Below are 17,377 nucleotides of genomic sequence, written 5' to 3'. Positions count from 1 at the left end.
CTGCCGCAATGGGCAAGAATATGGGCGCCCTCTCCCTTAATGGGAGAGGGTCAGGGTGAGGGTGCGTGAAATTGATTCATTCTTGACGATGAACTCGAAATGAAATTAGGTTCAGCCGTTGGACGAACACGGCGTACAGATCGTTTATTGTTCTGGATTTAATTAGCGGCTTTTAATCCGCCGCTACTTATCGCGGCAGTTGCTCGGCCAATTGCTGCACGCGCGCCTGATGCAGGGCGTTTTTTATGGCAAGCCCTTTTAATCCTTGGGCGACGAACGCTTGTGGCGATACAGAACGGATCACCTCGGCGGCCGCACGGACGCGGTCTGCTTGTGGGTAATCGCAGTTTTCCGAGCCCAAGCGCCCGCGTGCGTCGGCGTGGCAGGCCAGCAGCACCGCTTCCATCCGTTCCGGTCGCCTCAAGCCATCAAGGGACTCGATTAAGTCCACCAAGGTGGCGGGTTTCATTTCCAGCGCATGATGAACGCGCCCGTGCTGCGCCGTGACCAGAATCGCCAATTCCTTGATGGCTTTGGGCACGCGTAATCGATCGCTCAGTGCGGTGGCCGGTGCCACGCCGCGAGCTTCGTGTCCGATATGTCGTGGCCATTCATCCGATGGTGTCAATGCCTTGCCTAGATCGTGACAGAGCACGGCAAAGCGAATGCCAACATCATCAGTCAGCTTGGCGGCAGCCGTCAGCGCCAGTAGGGTGTGAACGCCACTGTCGATTTCCGGGTGGTATTTTTCTGGTTGTGGCACACCGAACAGGGCATCGACTTCGGGGAACAGCACGGCCAGTGCGCCGACATCGCGCAGAATATCGAAGTAGCGGGCGGGCGCAGGGCTGGCCAATGCCTTATGGGTTTCCTGCCAAACCCGTTCGGCGGTCAGGTCGTTGAGTTCGCCCGCGTTGGTCATTGCCTGCATCAGATCTCGGGTTGGCGACGCCAAGGTAAAGCCCAACGGCGCCAGTTGGGCGGCAAAGCGGGCGACGCGCAGCACGCGCAAAGGGTCTTCGGCAAAGGCCGGGCCCACGTGACGCAAGATGCGGTCATCGAGATCGCGTTTGAAATCGAACGGGTCGATCAGTGTGCCATCGGCAGTTTGCGCCATGGCATTGATGGTTAAATCGCGCCGTTGTAGGTCGTCTTCAAGCGTCACCTTGGGATCGGCATTGAAGGTGAATCCTTGATGCCCGCGCCCGGATTTGCGTTCGGTGCGGGCAAGGGCGTATTCCTCACGGGTTTTTGGGTGCAGAAAAACCGGAAAATCGTGACCCACCGGCAAAAAACCCTGCGCCTGCATTGCTTCGGGTGTGCTGCCTAAAACCACCCAGTCGCGATCATGGATCGGGCGGCCCAGCAGTCGATCACGCACTGCACCACCGACAATCAGGCAGTTAAGTGATTGCATGGTTTTCATCGGTGAGTATCGTTTGCGTGCGGTTTTCCCATATCTATTTTCGATGCTGGCTCGATAATTAACGGGCTCAGTAGTGCTTGGAATTTGTTTGCGCACTTAACGTAGAGCTTTTGATCTTTTGAACTGGTTTTATGAATGGCTCGATGGGCATGATCAATTTTGCTGTCAATCAAACCGTGTTCTTCAATGAAACGATGAACAGGGCAAAGAGTCGGGTCTTTTCCTTCCAGAATGGGCGCGCATTTATGAGTCGCATTTTCAATGTATGACATATGTGTGGCCAAGGCGCCCATGGGTGTTGTTGGGGCGCTAATGGGTGAATTTGGTTTTTGATTATTCAGCCAGTTTTCAAGTTGATTGGGTGGCATGGGGAAAGCAATGCCGTATCCTTGACCAAACTTGGCACCCAGTATCCGAGCGGTCTCGATCAGATCCGGATGCTCGAGACCCTCGACGACGACATCCAAATCAATGATTTGTGTCATACGAATCAATGCACTGATGAACTTGATGATTCTTGGTGGGTCGTCATACGCTGAGCGTAAAAGCGCCTGATCGATTTTAACGGTATCAAATGGCATCTTGTTGAGGCGTATAAGGCTGCTGTAACCGGAGCCCAGATCATCCATCGCCAAATGCACGCCAAGCTCATTTAACTTTTGCATTTGCGCAATCATATGGACGTGATCTTCGGTCTCGGAGTGTTCCAGTACTTCAAGCCATAAATGATTTGCCGATACATTGAAGCGACTTAACGCATCGCGAACCCAATCGATACAGTGTGAATTTAATAACGCTTCCAACGGCAGATTAAGTGATAAGCCAATACCCTTCATCTTTTTGCTTTCATGCCACGCGCTTAATTGGCGCAAACTAAAATCCAAGCCTTTTCTGAATACATAAATAATCTGGCGTTCATTGAGCCTTGGAATAAATTGTCCAGGCATGATGGTTCGGCCGTCGGATAGATCCAGTCTGGCGAGTGCTTCAACTTTATTGAGCTTGCCGGTATGTAAGTCAATGATTGGCTGGTAGACGAAGTGCAAACCGTCGCCATAAAGGGCTTCCCGCCATCGGTTGATCTCATGAATCGAGATCGTGGCGTCTGAGTCTTGATTAAATTGAGCCCACGTCTGACTGACGATAAAGCCCAGTTGATGGCTGAAGGATGCGCGATGAGGCGATTCGAACATGCCCGGATAGGCGCCGTAGAGCGTGAGCACAGCGATCGAATTGCGTTGCGCATCCAGAATAGGGACGCTAACCGAACTGCGAATACCTACATGCTTTGCTACATTTCGCCATTTTTCAGCGTTAAGGCTGGTTGAGAAGTTGTTGATGCGTTGCACCTGGCCTGTTCGAAATGCTAAGCCCGTTGAGCCCTGCGAACCGGTTGCCTGCGTGAGGACGCTCGGCAGTTCGATCCGATCGGGATACGCTTGGAGCACTTTGTCTATCTCGTCCCCGTAATGCTCAAAATTAACGACGAATTGGCCCAGGTCATCCGGGGCGCCAATCCAGGCCGCCTTTATCGCGGGGAGGCCACAGAGAATCTCAAGTAATTGCTCGTTAAAGTTTTGCCACGACGTGTTGGTTCTGCTTAACGCATCGATTGCGTTGAGGCCCTCTTGAAATTGCGCGCTTATTTGCTCTTCGGCTTCAAGTTCTTCCGAGAGCTCGGTGCTTAGTCGGGAGGTGATGATGGATTCCAGGTTGTTAAAATCCTTGCGACCCAACTGGAATTTCAGCGAAGCGTCATCGAATTGGTGCATGTACACCGTGATAGCACGCACCAGGCTGCTTGCCGAAACACCAATGAACGCGTGGATATCGCCAACCGCCCGTGCCTTGGTGCAGTGTGCTTCTTCAGTGAGATCGGCCGAGAGCAAAAATTCAAGATGCTCGGTTTGCCTTGAACGTAAATGTTCATATTCTTCTGCACTGAGCCAGGAGATGATTTTTCCCGAGTCTCGGTCGACAGCAGCCAGCTCCCGGTAAAACCGATCCACAAATCCTTCGGTCAACTGTCTTACTTCCGCCGAGACTTTTTTGATCAATGCGGCCGCTTCCGGGCCGTAGGCCGGTATGCGATCAAACGAGTCAACAGGCGTGTTTGCATCGCCGCTTCCCAATTCATGCCAGAACTGCCATGGGAGTTGGCGTTTGTATTTTTGATCTTTGCTGGCATACAGGGCGGCATCGGCATGACGGATCAAGATATCGGGAGCAACATCATCCTCGGGGAAAACGGTGATTCCCATACTGAATCGGACATGGGTTTTGCCTTCGGGTAGCTCGTAGGGTTTATCCAGGCTTGTTTGAATGCGATTGAGCCCCTGAGTCAGTTCATTTTTCGAGTTAATCCCCTCAATGAGCAAAATAAACTCATCGCCGCCCTGACGAACGGCCAAATCGGATGAACGCAGGGTTTTACTTAAACGGTTGGCGAGGTCGACCAGCAGTTCATCACCGACGGCATGACCGTATTGATCATTGATCGGTTTGAAATCATCAATATCGAGCATAACGATCGCAAGCGATTGCTCGTGTCGTTGTGCGCGTGCCATCGCCTTGGGAAGCTCTTCATCGAGAAAGCGTCGGTTCGCCAACGAAGTCAGCGCGTCGTGATAGGCCAGATACGCCGTGCGTTCGTATTCTTCGCTCAGTTGCTTACGCAAATCCAGTTGGCCCAAGGCGGTATCGATCAATTCACCCAAGCGAGTCAGAGTGTCGCTGACAAGGCGGTCTAATGGCTGATCGTGAGTGTGCACCACCACCAACACGGCCCAGGGTAATTCGTTGCGAAAGATAGGAATGAAAAAAATGCTGAGATGGGCATTGTTCGGCGCGAACGGTCGCCAGGGCTCGGTGAGCGCGGTAAGATCGGATTCCTCGACGAGTGCCTGATCTTTGAATTGAGCACGCGCAAGAAAATCACTCAAAACCGATGCTTGCTCTTGGGTCAGCACATCCAGAATTGCTCGCCCATTACTGCCGGCCGTTATTACCGTAAATTCATTCGCCTTGGGTGATGCTACTTGACCGAGCCATGCCCCAACAAACAAGCCGGAAGCCAATAATTGCGTGCAAACGACATCCAGGAGCTCATGCTCGTCGGCAGCAGAGATGAGGATGTCGATTTGCCCAAGCAAGGATTGCAATAACGCTTGCTGGCGTTCCATCTTCTCAACGAGGGGCTGCACGGCGGCTGAGTCATCACGTTGTGGCTGGTCATTATTGTTGGTTGGGTGGGCTGTCATCGCGCTGTGAAAATCCGTGAATGAGCCTGTATTGAGTAAAAAATATTCATTGATGAAGCTTAATCAACACCATGAATAAAAGCCATGACGATGATTCTAGTTGTTAGACGGCGAGATGCGGGAATTTTGCGCATAATGAGGTTCTTTTGACTGGAATGATAGTGATGTCTGAACGATTGGAAGAGCGCACTGAATTGCTGGTTGGCGAAAACGGTTTGGAAGCGCTGCGTCGGGCACGTGTTCTTGTCGCCGGTTTGGGGGGTGTGGGCGGCGCGTGCGCCGAGTCGCTCGTTCGTGCCGGTGTGGGTACGGTCTACCTGCTCGACCACGACACATTCTGCCGTTCGAACCTCAACCGGCAAATGCTGTCAACCGAAGCGGTGATTGGGGAAAGCAAGGCAGAGGTTGCCGTAGCGCGCTTCGCATCGATCCGCAATGACATTGCCACCGTGCCCCTGCCGTATTTCTTGCAAGAATCCGGCGTGACCGAACTATTGGAACAGCACCCCATGGATGCGATTGCCGATTGTATCGACTCGATCGGCGTCAAGGCCGTATTGCTGGCACAAGCCCGGGCACGGGGCATCATGACCATGACGGCGCTGGGTGCGGGGAATCGCCTCGATCCGCGCGCCGTACGGGTCGGCACACTGTCCGAAGTGCAAGGCTGTGGCCTTGCCCGTGTGCTGCGCACGCGCCTTCGCCAACTCGATTGCGCACTGGATATCCCGGTCGTCTATTCCACCGAACTGCCGAGCAAACCCGCCCCGCATGTGCCCACAGACACCGGTATTCGCCCGAGGGCCGTCAATGGCACAATCAGCTACATGCCGAATATTTTCGGTCACATTGTGGCCGGAGAGATTATTCGACGATTGCTGGTACTGAAAAGTGATTCTGAACAGTCTGAGGACACTTCGAAATACCCATGATTCGTCGTTTCCGCGAAAGCGGGAACCCAGAAAAATCAAAGCGCTGGAAAAATCAAGGCGCTGGATTCCCGCCTACGCGGGAATGACTGGTATTTCGAGCTTCCCCTGAATAACTCCCCTGAATAACTCCCCTGAATAACTCCACAGGGGGCTGTCTTTTCCTCATCCCCTTTTTACGAGGGGGGAAGCCTGTCCATTCAAAAAAACAGACGCCCCCTTTGAAAAGGGGGCTGGGGAGGATTTGCCGGATCGAACCAAGTGTCCGAAGAATTGCTCCGTATGAACGCGGCTCTTCTTCAAGATGATTTTGCCCAGTTTTAGCCTTCTCCGGGCAGTAATTGATGCTGTTTGAGTTTCTTGCGCAGGGTGCTGCGGTTGATGCCAAGGCATTCGGCCGCGCGGGACTGATTTTGCTCGCAGCGCATCATCGCCGTTTCCAGCAGGGGGCGTTCGATCTGCGCGATAACGAGGTCGTAGAGATTGCTGGGCTGGTCGCCTTCCAACGTTTCCCACAAGGCATCGAGCGCTGCACGCACGGCCTGCTGAACGGGGTTGTCACCATGTGCTTCATCCGTATTCAGACACTGCCAGTGGCCGTTGGCCAGAGGGATTTCTTCCGTGGGTGTTTTTGCATTCATAAGCGGATTCGTTCGTTCAGCCGGGTAAGGGAGTTTATCCGTTAGCGTGCTGCGCTAACCATTGGCGTTGCTGTTCAGGGTGCTCGAAGCGGTTGAATACAGCTCGATCTTCTTCACCCAATTCAAGGGACGCAGCATACCAGCCCAGATGCTTTCGGGCGATGCGAATTCCTAATGAGTCGCCGTAATGATGATAGATTTTTTCAAATTGTTTTTTGATGGCAACGACACGTTCGGCGCGATCCGGGGGGCTGGGGAGTGGTTGGCCGGTGAGCTCGGCTTTTAACGCGGAGAAAATCCAGGGCTGACCAAACGCGCCTCGTCCGACCATGATGCCCGCGGCGCCCGTATGGGCGATCACTTGACGGGCTTTCTGAGGGGTAGTGATGTCGCCATTGGCAAACACTGGCAGGTCGACGGCGGCAACCACTTCGGCAATGGTGTCGTATTCCGCTTCGCCTTCGTAGCGGTCTGCGCGGGTGCGCCCGTGGATCGACAGCATGGATATCCCGGCATTCTCGGCGATTTTTGCGATCGCAACGGCATTGCGCCACTCGCGGTCCGGACCGGTGCGCATTTTCAGGCTAACCGGACAATCGACGGCGGCCACCAGTGCTTCCAGAAGGCGGGCGACGGTATCCGGTTCTGCCATGAGTGCAGATCCTGCAGCGCGTTTGCATACCTTTTTGGCAGGGCAGCCGAGGTTGAGGTCGATCAGTTGTGCGCCTTGCGAGACTGCAAATCGGGCGGCTTCGGCCAGCTCAAACGGATCATTGCCCAGCAGCTGCACCGCACGGGGTTCGATGTCGTTGCTGTCGATTTGGCGCAGGCGACTTTTGGCGCTGGATTGCAGTTCCGGTTTGGCGCTCATCATTTCCGTGACCACCAGCCCTGCGCCGTATTCACGGCAGAGCTGGCGGAAAGGGCGGTCTGAAACACCGGCCATGGGGGCGAGCGCGAGCGGTGGGTCGATGATGACCGGGTCTCCGGTTCGCCCGTGCAGAATGATGGGCGGCAGCGGAGGCGATTCAGCCATTGAGCCAGGCGCGGGTGGCGTCTGCCTGTGCTCGATGGGCGATCAGCAGGCGACGGAAAACTTCGGGGTCTTTCTGATAAGTCATTTCGCCTTCGCGAGGAAAACATTGATCCTTGAGTCGCGAAAGCCAAAAACGCATGGCGGCCGCACGAAGCAATCCGGGCCAAGCGGCGCGTTCGTCGTCGTTGAGCGGACGTTCGCCCTGGTAACCGGCCAGCATTGCACGGGCGCGCGTTTCGTCAATGCCGTCCTGCTCGTCGCGGCACCAGTCGTTGATGGTGACGGCCAGATCATAGGCCAAGGCGTCGTTGCAGGCGTAGTACAGGTCGATGATGCCGGTCAGGCGGCCCTGTTCGAACAAGGCGTTATCACGGAACAAGTCGGCATGAATGGCGCCTTGCGGCAGATGGCCGCGCGGGTGGTTTTGCTGAAAATCGAGCTCGTCTTCAAGCAGGGCGACGGTTTCGCCTTCGATGTCTTTGGCAAGATGTGCCGCCAGTATGGCACCGGTTTCCTGCAACCACGGCAAGGCCCGGTCGGGTTCGCGGTAGCCGCCAAAACCGGGGCTGGTACGATGCATCTGGCCGAGCGCGGTGCCCATCGTGCGGCATTCTTCGGTATTGGGATGTTCCAGCGATCCGCCCGTCAGGCGGCGGACGAGTGCAGCGGGTTTGCCATTGAGTTCGCCGAGATAGGAGCCGCTTTTGCTGCACATCGGGTGGGCGGTCGGAATGTCATGTTCTGCCAGATACGCCATCAGATCGAGAAAGTAGTGCAGTTCGTCCGGTTGATGGTGTTCGAACAGCGTCAGTACCAACGCATAGCGATCGGTGGTAACGAAGTAGTTGGTATTCTCGATGCCTGCCGCGATGCCCGCGAAGGAAACGAGCCGACCGCAATCGAATTGCGTCAGGAATTGGTTGAGTTGATGTTCGTGTACTGTGGTGAAAACCGACATGGTAATTCGTTCCGGTCTTGGGGGCTCGGCGAGGCGTTGACGCGTCGAGGTCGACGGGTCCGACTAGGCTTGGCGGGCAGGGTAAGCGAAAACCGCTCGCGTGAAAAATGGTTTCTCTGAATGGAGTGATGCTCGTTTTTATCGCCCCAGTTTATAGCTGTCTTACAGATCGAGCAGTTTCTTCTGTTCTTCTGCGGTCGCGCCCAAATTTCGGTTGCGGTAGAAATCGAAAATGGTACTGACCACGGTTTGTGGCTCATCACAAACGGTCATCAGATCCATATCACCCTCGCCAATAGTGCCCTCGGTCAACAGTGTCTGTTTGAACCAATTCAGCAGGCCGCTCCAGAACGCAGTGCCCACCAGAATGATGGGAATGCGGCGGGATTTGCCGGTTTGCACCAGCGTGAGTATCTCCGCCATTTCATCCAGCGTGCCGAAGCCGCCTGGCATGACGACATAGGCAGAAGCGTATTTTACGAACATGACCTTGCGCGCAAAAAAATGCTGAAAATGCAGGGAAATATCCTGATATGGATTGTCGTGCTGCTCGTGCGGCAGGGTGATATTCAAACCGACACTCGGCGCGCCGCCTTCCTTCGCGCCCTTGTTCGCGGCCTCCATGATGCCGGGCCCGCCACCGGAGACAACCGCAAAACCGCCGTCCGAGAGGAGCCGGGCGATTTCGACGGTCATCAGATAGTGGGGATGATCGGGCGCAAATCGGGCGGAACCGAAAATGGTAACAGCAGGTTCAATGCTGGCCAGCGTTTCATAACCCTGCACGAATTCGGCCATGATCTGGAAAATTTTCCACGATTCCTGGCTCAGTCGTTCGCTTTTATCGAGACGGGACGGGTGATTGGGTATTTTTGGACTCATGCGCGGATGTCATCTGGTGTGTTTAGCTGGTTTGCTTATTTGTAGCCCGGTTCAATGAGCCGTCTTGGTCGAATCGCCCGTGGCAGCAGCCTATGCCCAAGAGCATGTGGCATAGTACCGACCTTGAAGCCAAATTTCGATGACCAACCATGAATGATCTCTTTTCCTCGCACGTTGCCCTTCCAGTCGAGCCCGCCGAACCGACAGTGAAATCCAAATCGCTGATTCTGGTGGATGGTAGTTCGTTCCTGTTCCGTGCCTTCCATGCGCTGCCCCCGCTGACGGCACCGGATGGCACACCGACGGGCGCGATTCACGGCGTGATCAATATGTTGCAGAAACTTCGGCGAGAGGAAAATCCCGACCGTATGGCCGTGGTGTTCGATGCGCCCGGCCCGACATTTCGCGATGAACTCTATCCCGAATACAAAGCACAACGCCCACCGCTGCCGGATGACCTGCGCGTGCAAATCGAGCCGGTGCATGAGTTGGTGCGAGCATTGGGTTTTCCGTTGTTGTGCGTTTCGGGTGTGGAAGCCGATGATGTGATCGGGACACTAATGCATCAGGCGCGGCAGAACGGTGAATCGGTGCTGGTCGCGACCGCCGACAAGGACTTTGCGCAGTTGGTGACCGAGGGAATACGTCTGGTGAACACCATGACCAATACGGTGCTGGATGAAGCGGCTATCGAAGCGAAATATGGCATCACCGCAGCTCAGTTCATCGATTACCTGACGCTGGTTGGGGATACAGTAGATAACGTGCCCGGTGTGCCGGGATGTGGCCCGAAAACAGCCGCCAAATGGCTCAATGAATGGCAATCGCTGGATAATTTGATGGCCCATGCCGATCAAATCAAAGGCAAGGTGGGCGAGTCGCTGCGGGCTGCCAAGGAATTTCTGCCCATCGGGCGTGAGCTGGTGACGATTCGCACCGATTGCGACCTGCCCATTGCCCTGGCGGATCTGGCTGTAGAGGAACCGGATGTCGATGCAGTCCGTGCGCTGGCGGAGAAGTTTGGACTCAATACGCTACGCAGGCAGTTTTCAGAGGCGTCTTCGGTTCCTGCTCCCGTTTCTACACCAAGCCAGGAAACTCGGCGTACTTCTTCGGATGATGGGCAACTGCCCCTGAGCGATCCGCCGATGTACGAAACCATCCTGACGGATGCCGATTGGCAGCGTTGGCTGGAGCAAATCAAAAACGCGGACAAGAAAACCGACAAGAAGATGGATTGGGTGGCTTTTGACACCGAAACCGATTCGCTGGATTTATTCGCTGGCCGGATCGTCGGCGTTTCCTTTTCGATTGAAGACAATCGTGCGGCCTACGTGCCGCTGGCACACAACTATCCCGGCGCGCCGGCGCAACTGGATCGGGACACGGTGCTGGCCGATCTCAAACCTTGGCTTGAAGATGCATCCCGAACCAAGGTGATGCAGAACGCCAAGTTCGACAGCCACATGTTGGCTAATCATGGCATCACGCTGCGCGGCGTGTTATTCGACACCATGCTCGAATCCTATGTGCTGGATTCAACCGCCACACGGCATGACATGGATTCGCTGGCGGCAAAGTATTTGGGGCGCTCGACCATCACGTTTGAAGATATTGCCGGCAAGGGCGCCAAAGCACTGAGCTTCCCCGAGATACATCTTGAACAAGCGGGCCCCTATGCGGCCGAAGATGCCGATGTAACGGGGCAATTGCAGCAGTGTTTGTGGCCTAAATTGTCGGTCGAACCCGATTTACGCTCAGTGTACGAAACAATCGAGCAGCCGCTGATTGAAGTGCTGGTGGCCATGGAGCGCGCGGGGGTGCGGGTGGATCGGGGTGAGCTCGCAATTCAGGGCAAGGCCATCGGTGAGCGGATTGCCGCGGTGGAGCAGGCCGCGTTCAAAGAAGCTGGGCGCGAATTCAATCTGGGGTCGACCAAACAGCTCAAGGAGTTGTTGTTCGATGAACTCAAACTGCCCGTGGGCAAAAAGACGCCAAAGGGCGAGCCGTCTACCGACGAAGAAGCGCTTGGCGAGCTGGTAGGTAGCCATCCCTTGCCCGCGTTGATTCTCGATTACCGCGGGCTAAGCAAGCTCAAATCAACCTATATCGACCGATTGCCCGAAGACATCCACACCCACACGGGCCGTGTCCATAGCGCTTTTCATCAAGCCGTGACCGCGACCGGGCGGCTTTCTTCATCCAATCCGAACCTGCAGAACATTCCGATTCGCAGTGAAGAAGGCCGGCGGATACGGCAGGCATTTGTCGCCGATCCGGGGTGCAAACTCATTTCAGCAGACTACTCGCAGATCGAATTACGCATCATGGCGCATTTGTCCGAAGATGAGCGTCTATGCGCGGCCTTTGCCGCCGGAGAAGATATTCACCGTGCCACGGCGGCGGAGGTGTTCGGGGTCAAGGAAGTCGAAGTTTCCGATAATCAGCGTCGAGCGGCGAAAGCAATCAATTTCGGTTTGATTTATGGCATGTCCGCCTTCGGGTTGGCCAAACAGCTTGATGTGCCGCGTGGTGAGGCGCAGGCCTATATCGATCTCTATTTCGCCCGCTATCCCGGCGTGGCGAAATACATGGAGCGAATGCGGCAGCAGGCGCGCCAGATGGGCTACGTGGAAACCGTATTCGGTCGTCGCTTATATTTGCCGGAGATTCACAGCCGTAATGGCCAGCGACGCCAATATGCCGAGCGAACCGCCATCAACGCGCCGATGCAGGGTACGGCGGCGGATATCATCAAGATAGCGATGATCGCTTTGCATAAGCTGCTGGTGGTGCCCGGGCGAGCCCGGATGATTTTACAGGTGCACGATGAATTGATCTTCGAGGTGCCCGAGTCCGACGTCGCCGAGATCGAGCCGATCATCCGCGCACAGATGACAGGGGCTGCAAAATTGAATGTGCCGCTTGAAGTGGGTATCGGCATCGGGAGAAGTTGGGCCGAAGCGCACTAGGGCCTGTTTGACAGGCTCTAGTGGGGAAGGGGATAAGTCCAATCCGGGGCTGGTAGTTTGCCCAGTGACCAATTCGGTCTAATTGAATGTAAGCGGATTGTTGCTCTCTGCGGCGGTCTTCGGCTTGGGCGATCGCAATTCGGGAACTTCATAGACGTGGGTCTTGCCTTCCAGGAATAGACCTTCCCAGAAGTCCTCGTTTTGCGCCGGTTCGAATACAAAGCCTTGAATGTCCACACGCACATCGAATTTCTTGAGCAGAACCAATTGGTCGGCGGTCTCAACCCCTTCGACCACGATATCCAGTTCCAGTGATTCTGCCATCGCGAAAATGGACTTGAGGAGTTTGCACGACTCTGCATCTTCGCTGATCAAGTCAACAAACTTCTTGTCGATCTTGATCTTGGAAATGGGTAGCGTGCTCAGATAGGCCAGCGAAGAATAACCGGTACCGAAATCATCGATGGCAATGGTGAAGCCTTGCATCGCCAAACGATGCAATTGGTCTGACATCAGACTCGGATCGTTGCCGAAGCTACTTTCGGTAATCTCAAGTGTGATCGATGAAAGAGGCAGACCCGCCTTTTTGGCGATATTCACCAACCGCTCGTCGATTTTATCGGTCAACAGTAGTCGTGGCGGCAGATTCAGTGACAGATTGAATGTTTCTTCTGTTTGCCGTTGCCACTCGCGGATGCGATTACAGGCTTCGGTGAAGGCCCATTCGGTGATACGCACAATGGTGTCGGTTTCCTCGGCGAGTGGAATGAATTCCTCAGGCGAAACCCATTCGCCGCCATGACGCCATCGCATCAGAACCTCAAATCCGTTAATTTGACCATTCGCCAGGGAAACCTGAGGCTGATAGCTCAGGCGCAACTCGCGTTTGCCCAGGGCCTTATCCAAAGCCTGTTGCAGCATGAACCGTCGCCGCGCAAGATTTTGAGCCTGCGCGCCGTGCATATAAAGACGATCGCCGCCCTCTGATTTGGCCATCGACAGGGCGATATCGTTTGTTTTGATCAGATCCTCGATGTTGTCGCCATCGTTGGGATAGGTGCTCGTCCCAGCACTGAGTTTCAACGTGATCTGATAGCTGTTGACGTGAAGCGGCTGTCGAGCCGAAGCAAGCGCATGTTCGGCGAATGCGCGGAGTTCTTCTTCGTGGTTTTGTTCATCCTTGGGCGTCCAGTAGAAGGCAAATTCATCACCATCGACACGCGCCAGTACCGCACTTGCGGGCAACAGGGCTGCAAGGGCCCGCCCGATCTCGACAAGGACCTGATCGCCATCGTGGTGACCCAACGCATCATTGATGGAGCGGAAATTATCGATACCGATCAAAATAATGCTGAACGATGAGTTCGGATGCTGCGCAATCCGTTTCTCGCCCTGCGTAATGAAGTAGTGACGGTTGTATAGCCCGGTTACGGTGTCTTGCTCGGCGAGGAAACGCATTTTTGCTTCACGTGCCCGAATTTCTGTGTGGTCGTTGAGTACGAAAATCACATGGCCTCGGCCTTCACGTGCCTCACCCATGAGCTTGATCGATATTAACGCCGTGATGGTCGAGGATTTTTCTGGCGTGAATTCCACCTCACCAGACCAATATCCTTGATCCAGAACCTGTCGCCAAAGCGGCTCAACTACGGTTGCGTCATGATTTAGCAGGAATTCAAGCAGTGGTTTGCTTGCCAATTGTTTTTCTGTGCTGTGCAGCATTTCAAGGGCCACCGGGTTTGCTCGGGTGACGTGTCCTGAAATATCGGTCAGCAGAACGGCTTCCTGTACGTTCTCGAACACCGAAGCTGCCAGTGTGAGCTGCTTTTCTGCCCTGCGGCGGCTCAAAGTTTCCTGGTCGTGCTTTTTCAGGATGGCTTTGAGTTGCTCGCGTGAATCGGAAAGAGTGATCAGCGTGGTTCTAAAATGCTGAACGGCTCGGGCCAGACGACCGATCTGATCGTGACGTTTCTGTTGGGGTAAGGCTGCGGTGGCCTCGCCATCGATCAGTCGATCCGTAATGTCGGCCAACTGCTTGATCTGATAATTGAAGTACCACAGCGCCGTCATCATGAGCGCGATCTGCAACACGATAAACAGGATCAACAGGGTCTGGTACTGGCTGCTCAGCGATTCGGTCGCACCGCGCAACAGGGCCATGGTGTCTTCCAGATTCTGATTCGCGGCGCTGATCAACGCACCGAAATCGTCCACCATGATTCGACTGCGTTCCTGGCGTAGCTGACTTTGTATGTCTTTGACTTCGGCGGGTGTGGCAGATGCCGTTGCCGAGGCGGCATTGATCAATGCTTGTGCCTGCTGATCGATACTTTTTGAAAGCGCCATGACCTGTGTGCCCGCCGCTTCACGCAGACTGGCCAACGCGGTATCGGTGCGGATAGCCGCCGCAACCTGCTGAAGTGCAAGTACCTGATCGCGAACATCGACGCGCTGCCCCGCCGAAAACTGGCTGGTGATCTGCTCGATCTCTGCGCTGGTGGCGGCAAATGATTTCCGTAGAGTTTCGATGGTTTTGCTGGACTCAACAAATCCCGAACTCGCACGCTGGAAGGTCTGGAAGTTATTAGTGGCCAGTGTGTTGAGATAGAAAACCAAACCGAGGCTCAAGGCGACCTGGAGGCCGAGGAACATCAGGAATTGGAGCGATAAAGGCACGATGCGCATAACCGGTTGTCCTTATGGGTTTTACGACCAAGAAATCTCTGAAAAGTCTGGATGTACTGCAGCGCAGGCTTGTGCCGTTATTTCCTCTTAACGCTCAGTTGTCGGGGAAATGGCGCCAATCTGAATCATGGATTTTGATTTGTTTGATGCGCGCAGTTTATTCAGGCATTCCTTCAGTTGCTAGAGTGTCGCTGAGAGTGCGTTGCGAGTCCAGCGGCGATTGCGTTCGCCCGAGTCAGTCGATCAAGCGGGTTATACGGTTGGCGTGTGCCATGCCCCCAGACGACATCCGGCCAAGCAGCATCGTTGCTGAAACGGGCAACGCAGTGAATGTGTAACTGATCAACCCGGTTGCCGATTGCGGCGACGTTGATGCGAATGGGGGTAAATATCTGCTGCAATATCTGTTGGGCTTCATTCACTTCATCCAGCACCTGATGAGCGATTTCCAGTGGCATGTCCAGCCATTGTGTGAGCCCGGCGATGCGCGGTATCAGCAGAATCCAGGGGAAGCGGGCATCGTCGAGCAGGCGGACAGCGCAGATGGGCAGTTCTGTGACCGGTATGGAATCGGCCAGCAATTGCGGATGGAGCTTCCAGGCAGCCTCATTGGTAGTACTGCCGGCGAGGGGCTGATCGGTCTGCTGCATCATGGGTTTTTCCTTGCTGGCTTTTATGGCTGGCTTGCAGGCTGGGTTGGGGATGCGGGGTTGGTTCCCGCAATGACTTTGGACAGCATACTGGCGGGCAGTTGTAATTCCAGATCCACCCGACGATTTTCTGCCCGGCCGCTGGCCGTGTCATTCGAGGTTATCGGGTGCGTGTCGGCAAAGCCAATGGCCGAAAGCCGATTCGGCTGAACACCGCTGGCGATCAACTCCTGCACAACAGCCGCCGCACGCGCCGCAGATAGTTCCCAATTCGAGGGGAATTGCAAGGTGTGGATTGGCACGTTGTCTGTGTGCCCCTGAACGGCGATGGGATAATCGCCTGCCTTAAGGCGGTCGGCCAAACGTTTGAGCAATTGCATGCCGGCAGCCGAGAGCGCCGAATTCCCCGAAGAAAAGAGGATATTGTCTTTAACGCGAAGATTAATGCGCCCTTTGACCACAGAAACATCGACGTCTTTGCCTAAGCCGGCAAACAGAGCGCGGGCCTGATCTTGCGATGCTTTGTCGTTGGCAGAAGAGCTTTGGGCGGATGGTTTCGCGTGGTCAAGGACCGTTTCGCCCGCTTTGCCGATCAGGGCGTTGCCGGCCTGTGGAATATTACCCTGAGTCGGCGTTTCTCCCGGCGAGGTTTGTGTGGTTGGCATCGGGCCGGTCTGGGGCGTGGGGGTTTTATCTACTTTTTGCGCCTGTTGCGTGCTGCCGCTGCTAGCAACCATGGTGACGGTATTGTCCTTGCTCTGATACGCGTAGGCGGCGAGCAGGACGAACATCGTGAGCAGCAACGTCATTAAATCGACCATCGTAAGCAACCAGAACGACTGGTCATCTTCGATCAGATGGGCATCTTCTTCCCAGCCTTCGTGCCATGGCCGAGAAAATGCGCCTGTTTTTTCGGCGAGTTCGATTTCCGACTGGATGCTCTGAGTGACTTGATCGTTCAAAGCGTGATTAGGCGGTGGCTGCTGGGTACTCATGGCTGTTGCGCCTAACGTGTGCCGCGCACCGAACCCGAACGCTTGCCGGGCTGGCTGGCTCCCTCGCGCAGTTCATCTTCGCTTTGGGCGAGGAACGATTGCAGCGTTTCGCGGATGAAAGCCGGAGAGCGCTGTTGTTGCATCAGCATCACGCCTTCGACCATCATGTTCATCACCATCACCCGCTGCTCGGTTCGGCGTTCGAGTTTGAGCGCGATGGGCTTGAAAATCATGTTAGACAGCAGAATGCCGTAGAGCGTCGTGATCAATGCCAATGCCATGTTCACACCGATGTCCGCGAAGTGTGCGGCGTCCATGGCATGGAGCATATTAATCAGCCCAAGGAGCGTACCCAGCATGCCGAACGCGGGGGCGAAGGCGGCCATGGTGCGGAAAATCTGCGCTTCGGCGCGTTCACGGGCGCGCATCCGGCCGATTCGCCATTGCAGCAGTGTCATGATGTCTTCATTCGATGCGCCGTCGAGCACCATCTGCATCCCGGTTCTCAAAAAGGGATTGTTGATTTTGGTGAGCTTCTCATCCGCGCGGTTGATCTGCCCCTGAAACTTGAGTTTGGCGACATCAACCAATTCGGCAATATCGCGCTCGGTATACAACCGCTCGTTGCGCAGTACAATCGTAAAAACACGAAAAACCCGCAACACTTCATGCAGCGGGTAGCTGATCAGCGTGGCCGCAATCGTACCGCCCAGCACAAGAAAAAGGCTTGTGGGGCTGAAAAAATCAGACACATGGTTCGATGACAGGAAAATAGCACCGATGACAATGCCAAATCCGCCAAAAATGCCTAACAGGGTTGCTGGATTCAAAACAGTGCTCTCATTTCAAGTGCTCACGGATCACAAGGTTCTCCCATGTCATCGGCAGAATACTCGATTTATTGAGCCGAATGTTTGGAGAGCGCCGGTGTGAAGGCTTCAAT

At 54.9% G+C, this 17,377-nt stretch carries 12 protein-coding genes; 2 read left to right on the top strand and 10 right to left on the bottom strand.

All coding sequences use genetic code 11. The annotated features are described in order from the left end of the window. Window positions 1-187: 187 nt before the first annotated feature. Window positions 188-1,426: a multifunctional CCA addition/repair protein gene (locus HNEAP_RS08450; RefSeq protein ID WP_012824553.1), complete on the bottom strand. Its 1,239-nt coding sequence runs from the start codon at window positions 1,424-1,426 to the stop codon at window positions 188-190. Beyond that, the gene (locus HNEAP_RS08445; protein ID WP_012824552.1) at window positions 1,423-4,686 is read right to left on the bottom strand and encodes an EAL domain-containing protein; all 3,264 of its coding nucleotides are present in this window, start codon (window positions 4,684-4,686) and stop codon (window positions 1,423-1,425) included. Before HNEAP_RS08445 ends, HNEAP_RS08450 begins: the two co-directional genes overlap by 4 nt. Before the next feature lie 164 nt (window positions 4,687-4,850). On the opposite strand from HNEAP_RS08445, the gene HNEAP_RS08440 reads away from it, so the two are divergent. Then, window positions 4,851-5,618, top strand: coding sequence for a tRNA threonylcarbamoyladenosine dehydratase (locus HNEAP_RS08440; protein ID WP_012824551.1), 768 nt, complete (start codon window positions 4,851-4,853; stop codon window positions 5,616-5,618). Window positions 5,619-5,935: 317 nt separating this feature from the next. On the opposite strand, the gene HNEAP_RS08435 is transcribed toward HNEAP_RS08440, so the two are convergent. The 4 genes from HNEAP_RS08435 to HNEAP_RS08420 form a co-directional block, all read right to left on the bottom strand. Next, the gene (locus HNEAP_RS08435) at window positions 5,936-6,256 is read right to left on the bottom strand and encodes a helix-turn-helix domain-containing protein (RefSeq protein WP_012824550.1); all 321 of its coding nucleotides are present in this window, start codon (window positions 6,254-6,256) and stop codon (window positions 5,936-5,938) included. A 34-nt stretch (window positions 6,257-6,290) separates the two neighbouring features. After that, window positions 6,291-7,292 (bottom strand): tRNA dihydrouridine synthase DusB, encoded by a 1,002-nt coding sequence (dusB, locus tag HNEAP_RS08430; protein WP_012824549.1) that lies wholly within the window; start codon window positions 7,290-7,292, stop codon window positions 6,291-6,293. Beyond that, the gene (locus HNEAP_RS08425) at window positions 7,285-8,250 is read right to left on the bottom strand and encodes a homoserine kinase (protein ID WP_012824548.1); all 966 of its coding nucleotides are present in this window, start codon (window positions 8,248-8,250) and stop codon (window positions 7,285-7,287) included. Before HNEAP_RS08425 ends, dusB begins: the two co-directional genes overlap by 8 nt. A 162-nt stretch (window positions 8,251-8,412) precedes the next feature. Beyond that, window positions 8,413-9,132 carry an LOG family protein gene (locus HNEAP_RS08420; protein ID WP_012824547.1) on the bottom strand — a complete coding sequence of 240 codons (720 nt, stop codon included), beginning with the start codon at window positions 9,130-9,132 and terminating at the stop codon, window positions 8,413-8,415. Window positions 9,133-9,281: 149 nt separating this feature from the next. On the opposite strand from HNEAP_RS08420, the gene polA reads away from it, so the two are divergent. After that, entirely contained in the window at window positions 9,282-12,104 is a 2,823-nt protein-coding gene (gene polA / locus HNEAP_RS08415; protein ID WP_012824546.1) for a DNA polymerase I, read from the top strand. Between the two features lie 78 nt (window positions 12,105-12,182). Here the strand turns inward: polA and HNEAP_RS08410 are convergent, their stop codons facing one another. The 4 genes from HNEAP_RS08410 to HNEAP_RS08395 form a co-directional block, all read right to left on the bottom strand. Next, window positions 12,183-14,789 carry an EAL domain-containing protein gene (locus tag HNEAP_RS08410; protein ID WP_012824545.1) on the bottom strand — a complete coding sequence of 869 codons (2,607 nt, stop codon included), beginning with the start codon at window positions 14,787-14,789 and terminating at the stop codon, window positions 12,183-12,185. A 173-nt stretch (window positions 14,790-14,962) separates the two neighbouring features. Next, the gene (locus tag HNEAP_RS08405) at window positions 14,963-15,442 is read right to left on the bottom strand and encodes an HIT family protein (protein WP_012824544.1); all 480 of its coding nucleotides are present in this window, start codon (window positions 15,440-15,442) and stop codon (window positions 14,963-14,965) included. A 20-nt stretch (window positions 15,443-15,462) separates the two neighbouring features. Then, window positions 15,463-16,434, bottom strand: coding sequence for an OmpA family protein (locus HNEAP_RS08400; protein ID WP_012824543.1), 972 nt, complete (start codon window positions 16,432-16,434; stop codon window positions 15,463-15,465). 11 nt (window positions 16,435-16,445) lie between these two features. Further along, a complete protein-coding gene (locus tag HNEAP_RS08395; protein WP_012824542.1) occupies window positions 16,446-17,264 on the bottom strand; it encodes a motility protein A in 819 nt (272 codons plus the stop codon). Window positions 17,265-17,377 lie beyond the last annotated feature (113 nt).

The organism is Halothiobacillus neapolitanus c2 (genome assembly GCF_000024765.1).
Taxonomy (GTDB): Bacteria; Pseudomonadota; Gammaproteobacteria; order Halothiobacillales; family Halothiobacillaceae; genus Halothiobacillus; species Halothiobacillus neapolitanus.
This window is presented reverse-complemented; position numbering and strand designations above follow the sequence as displayed.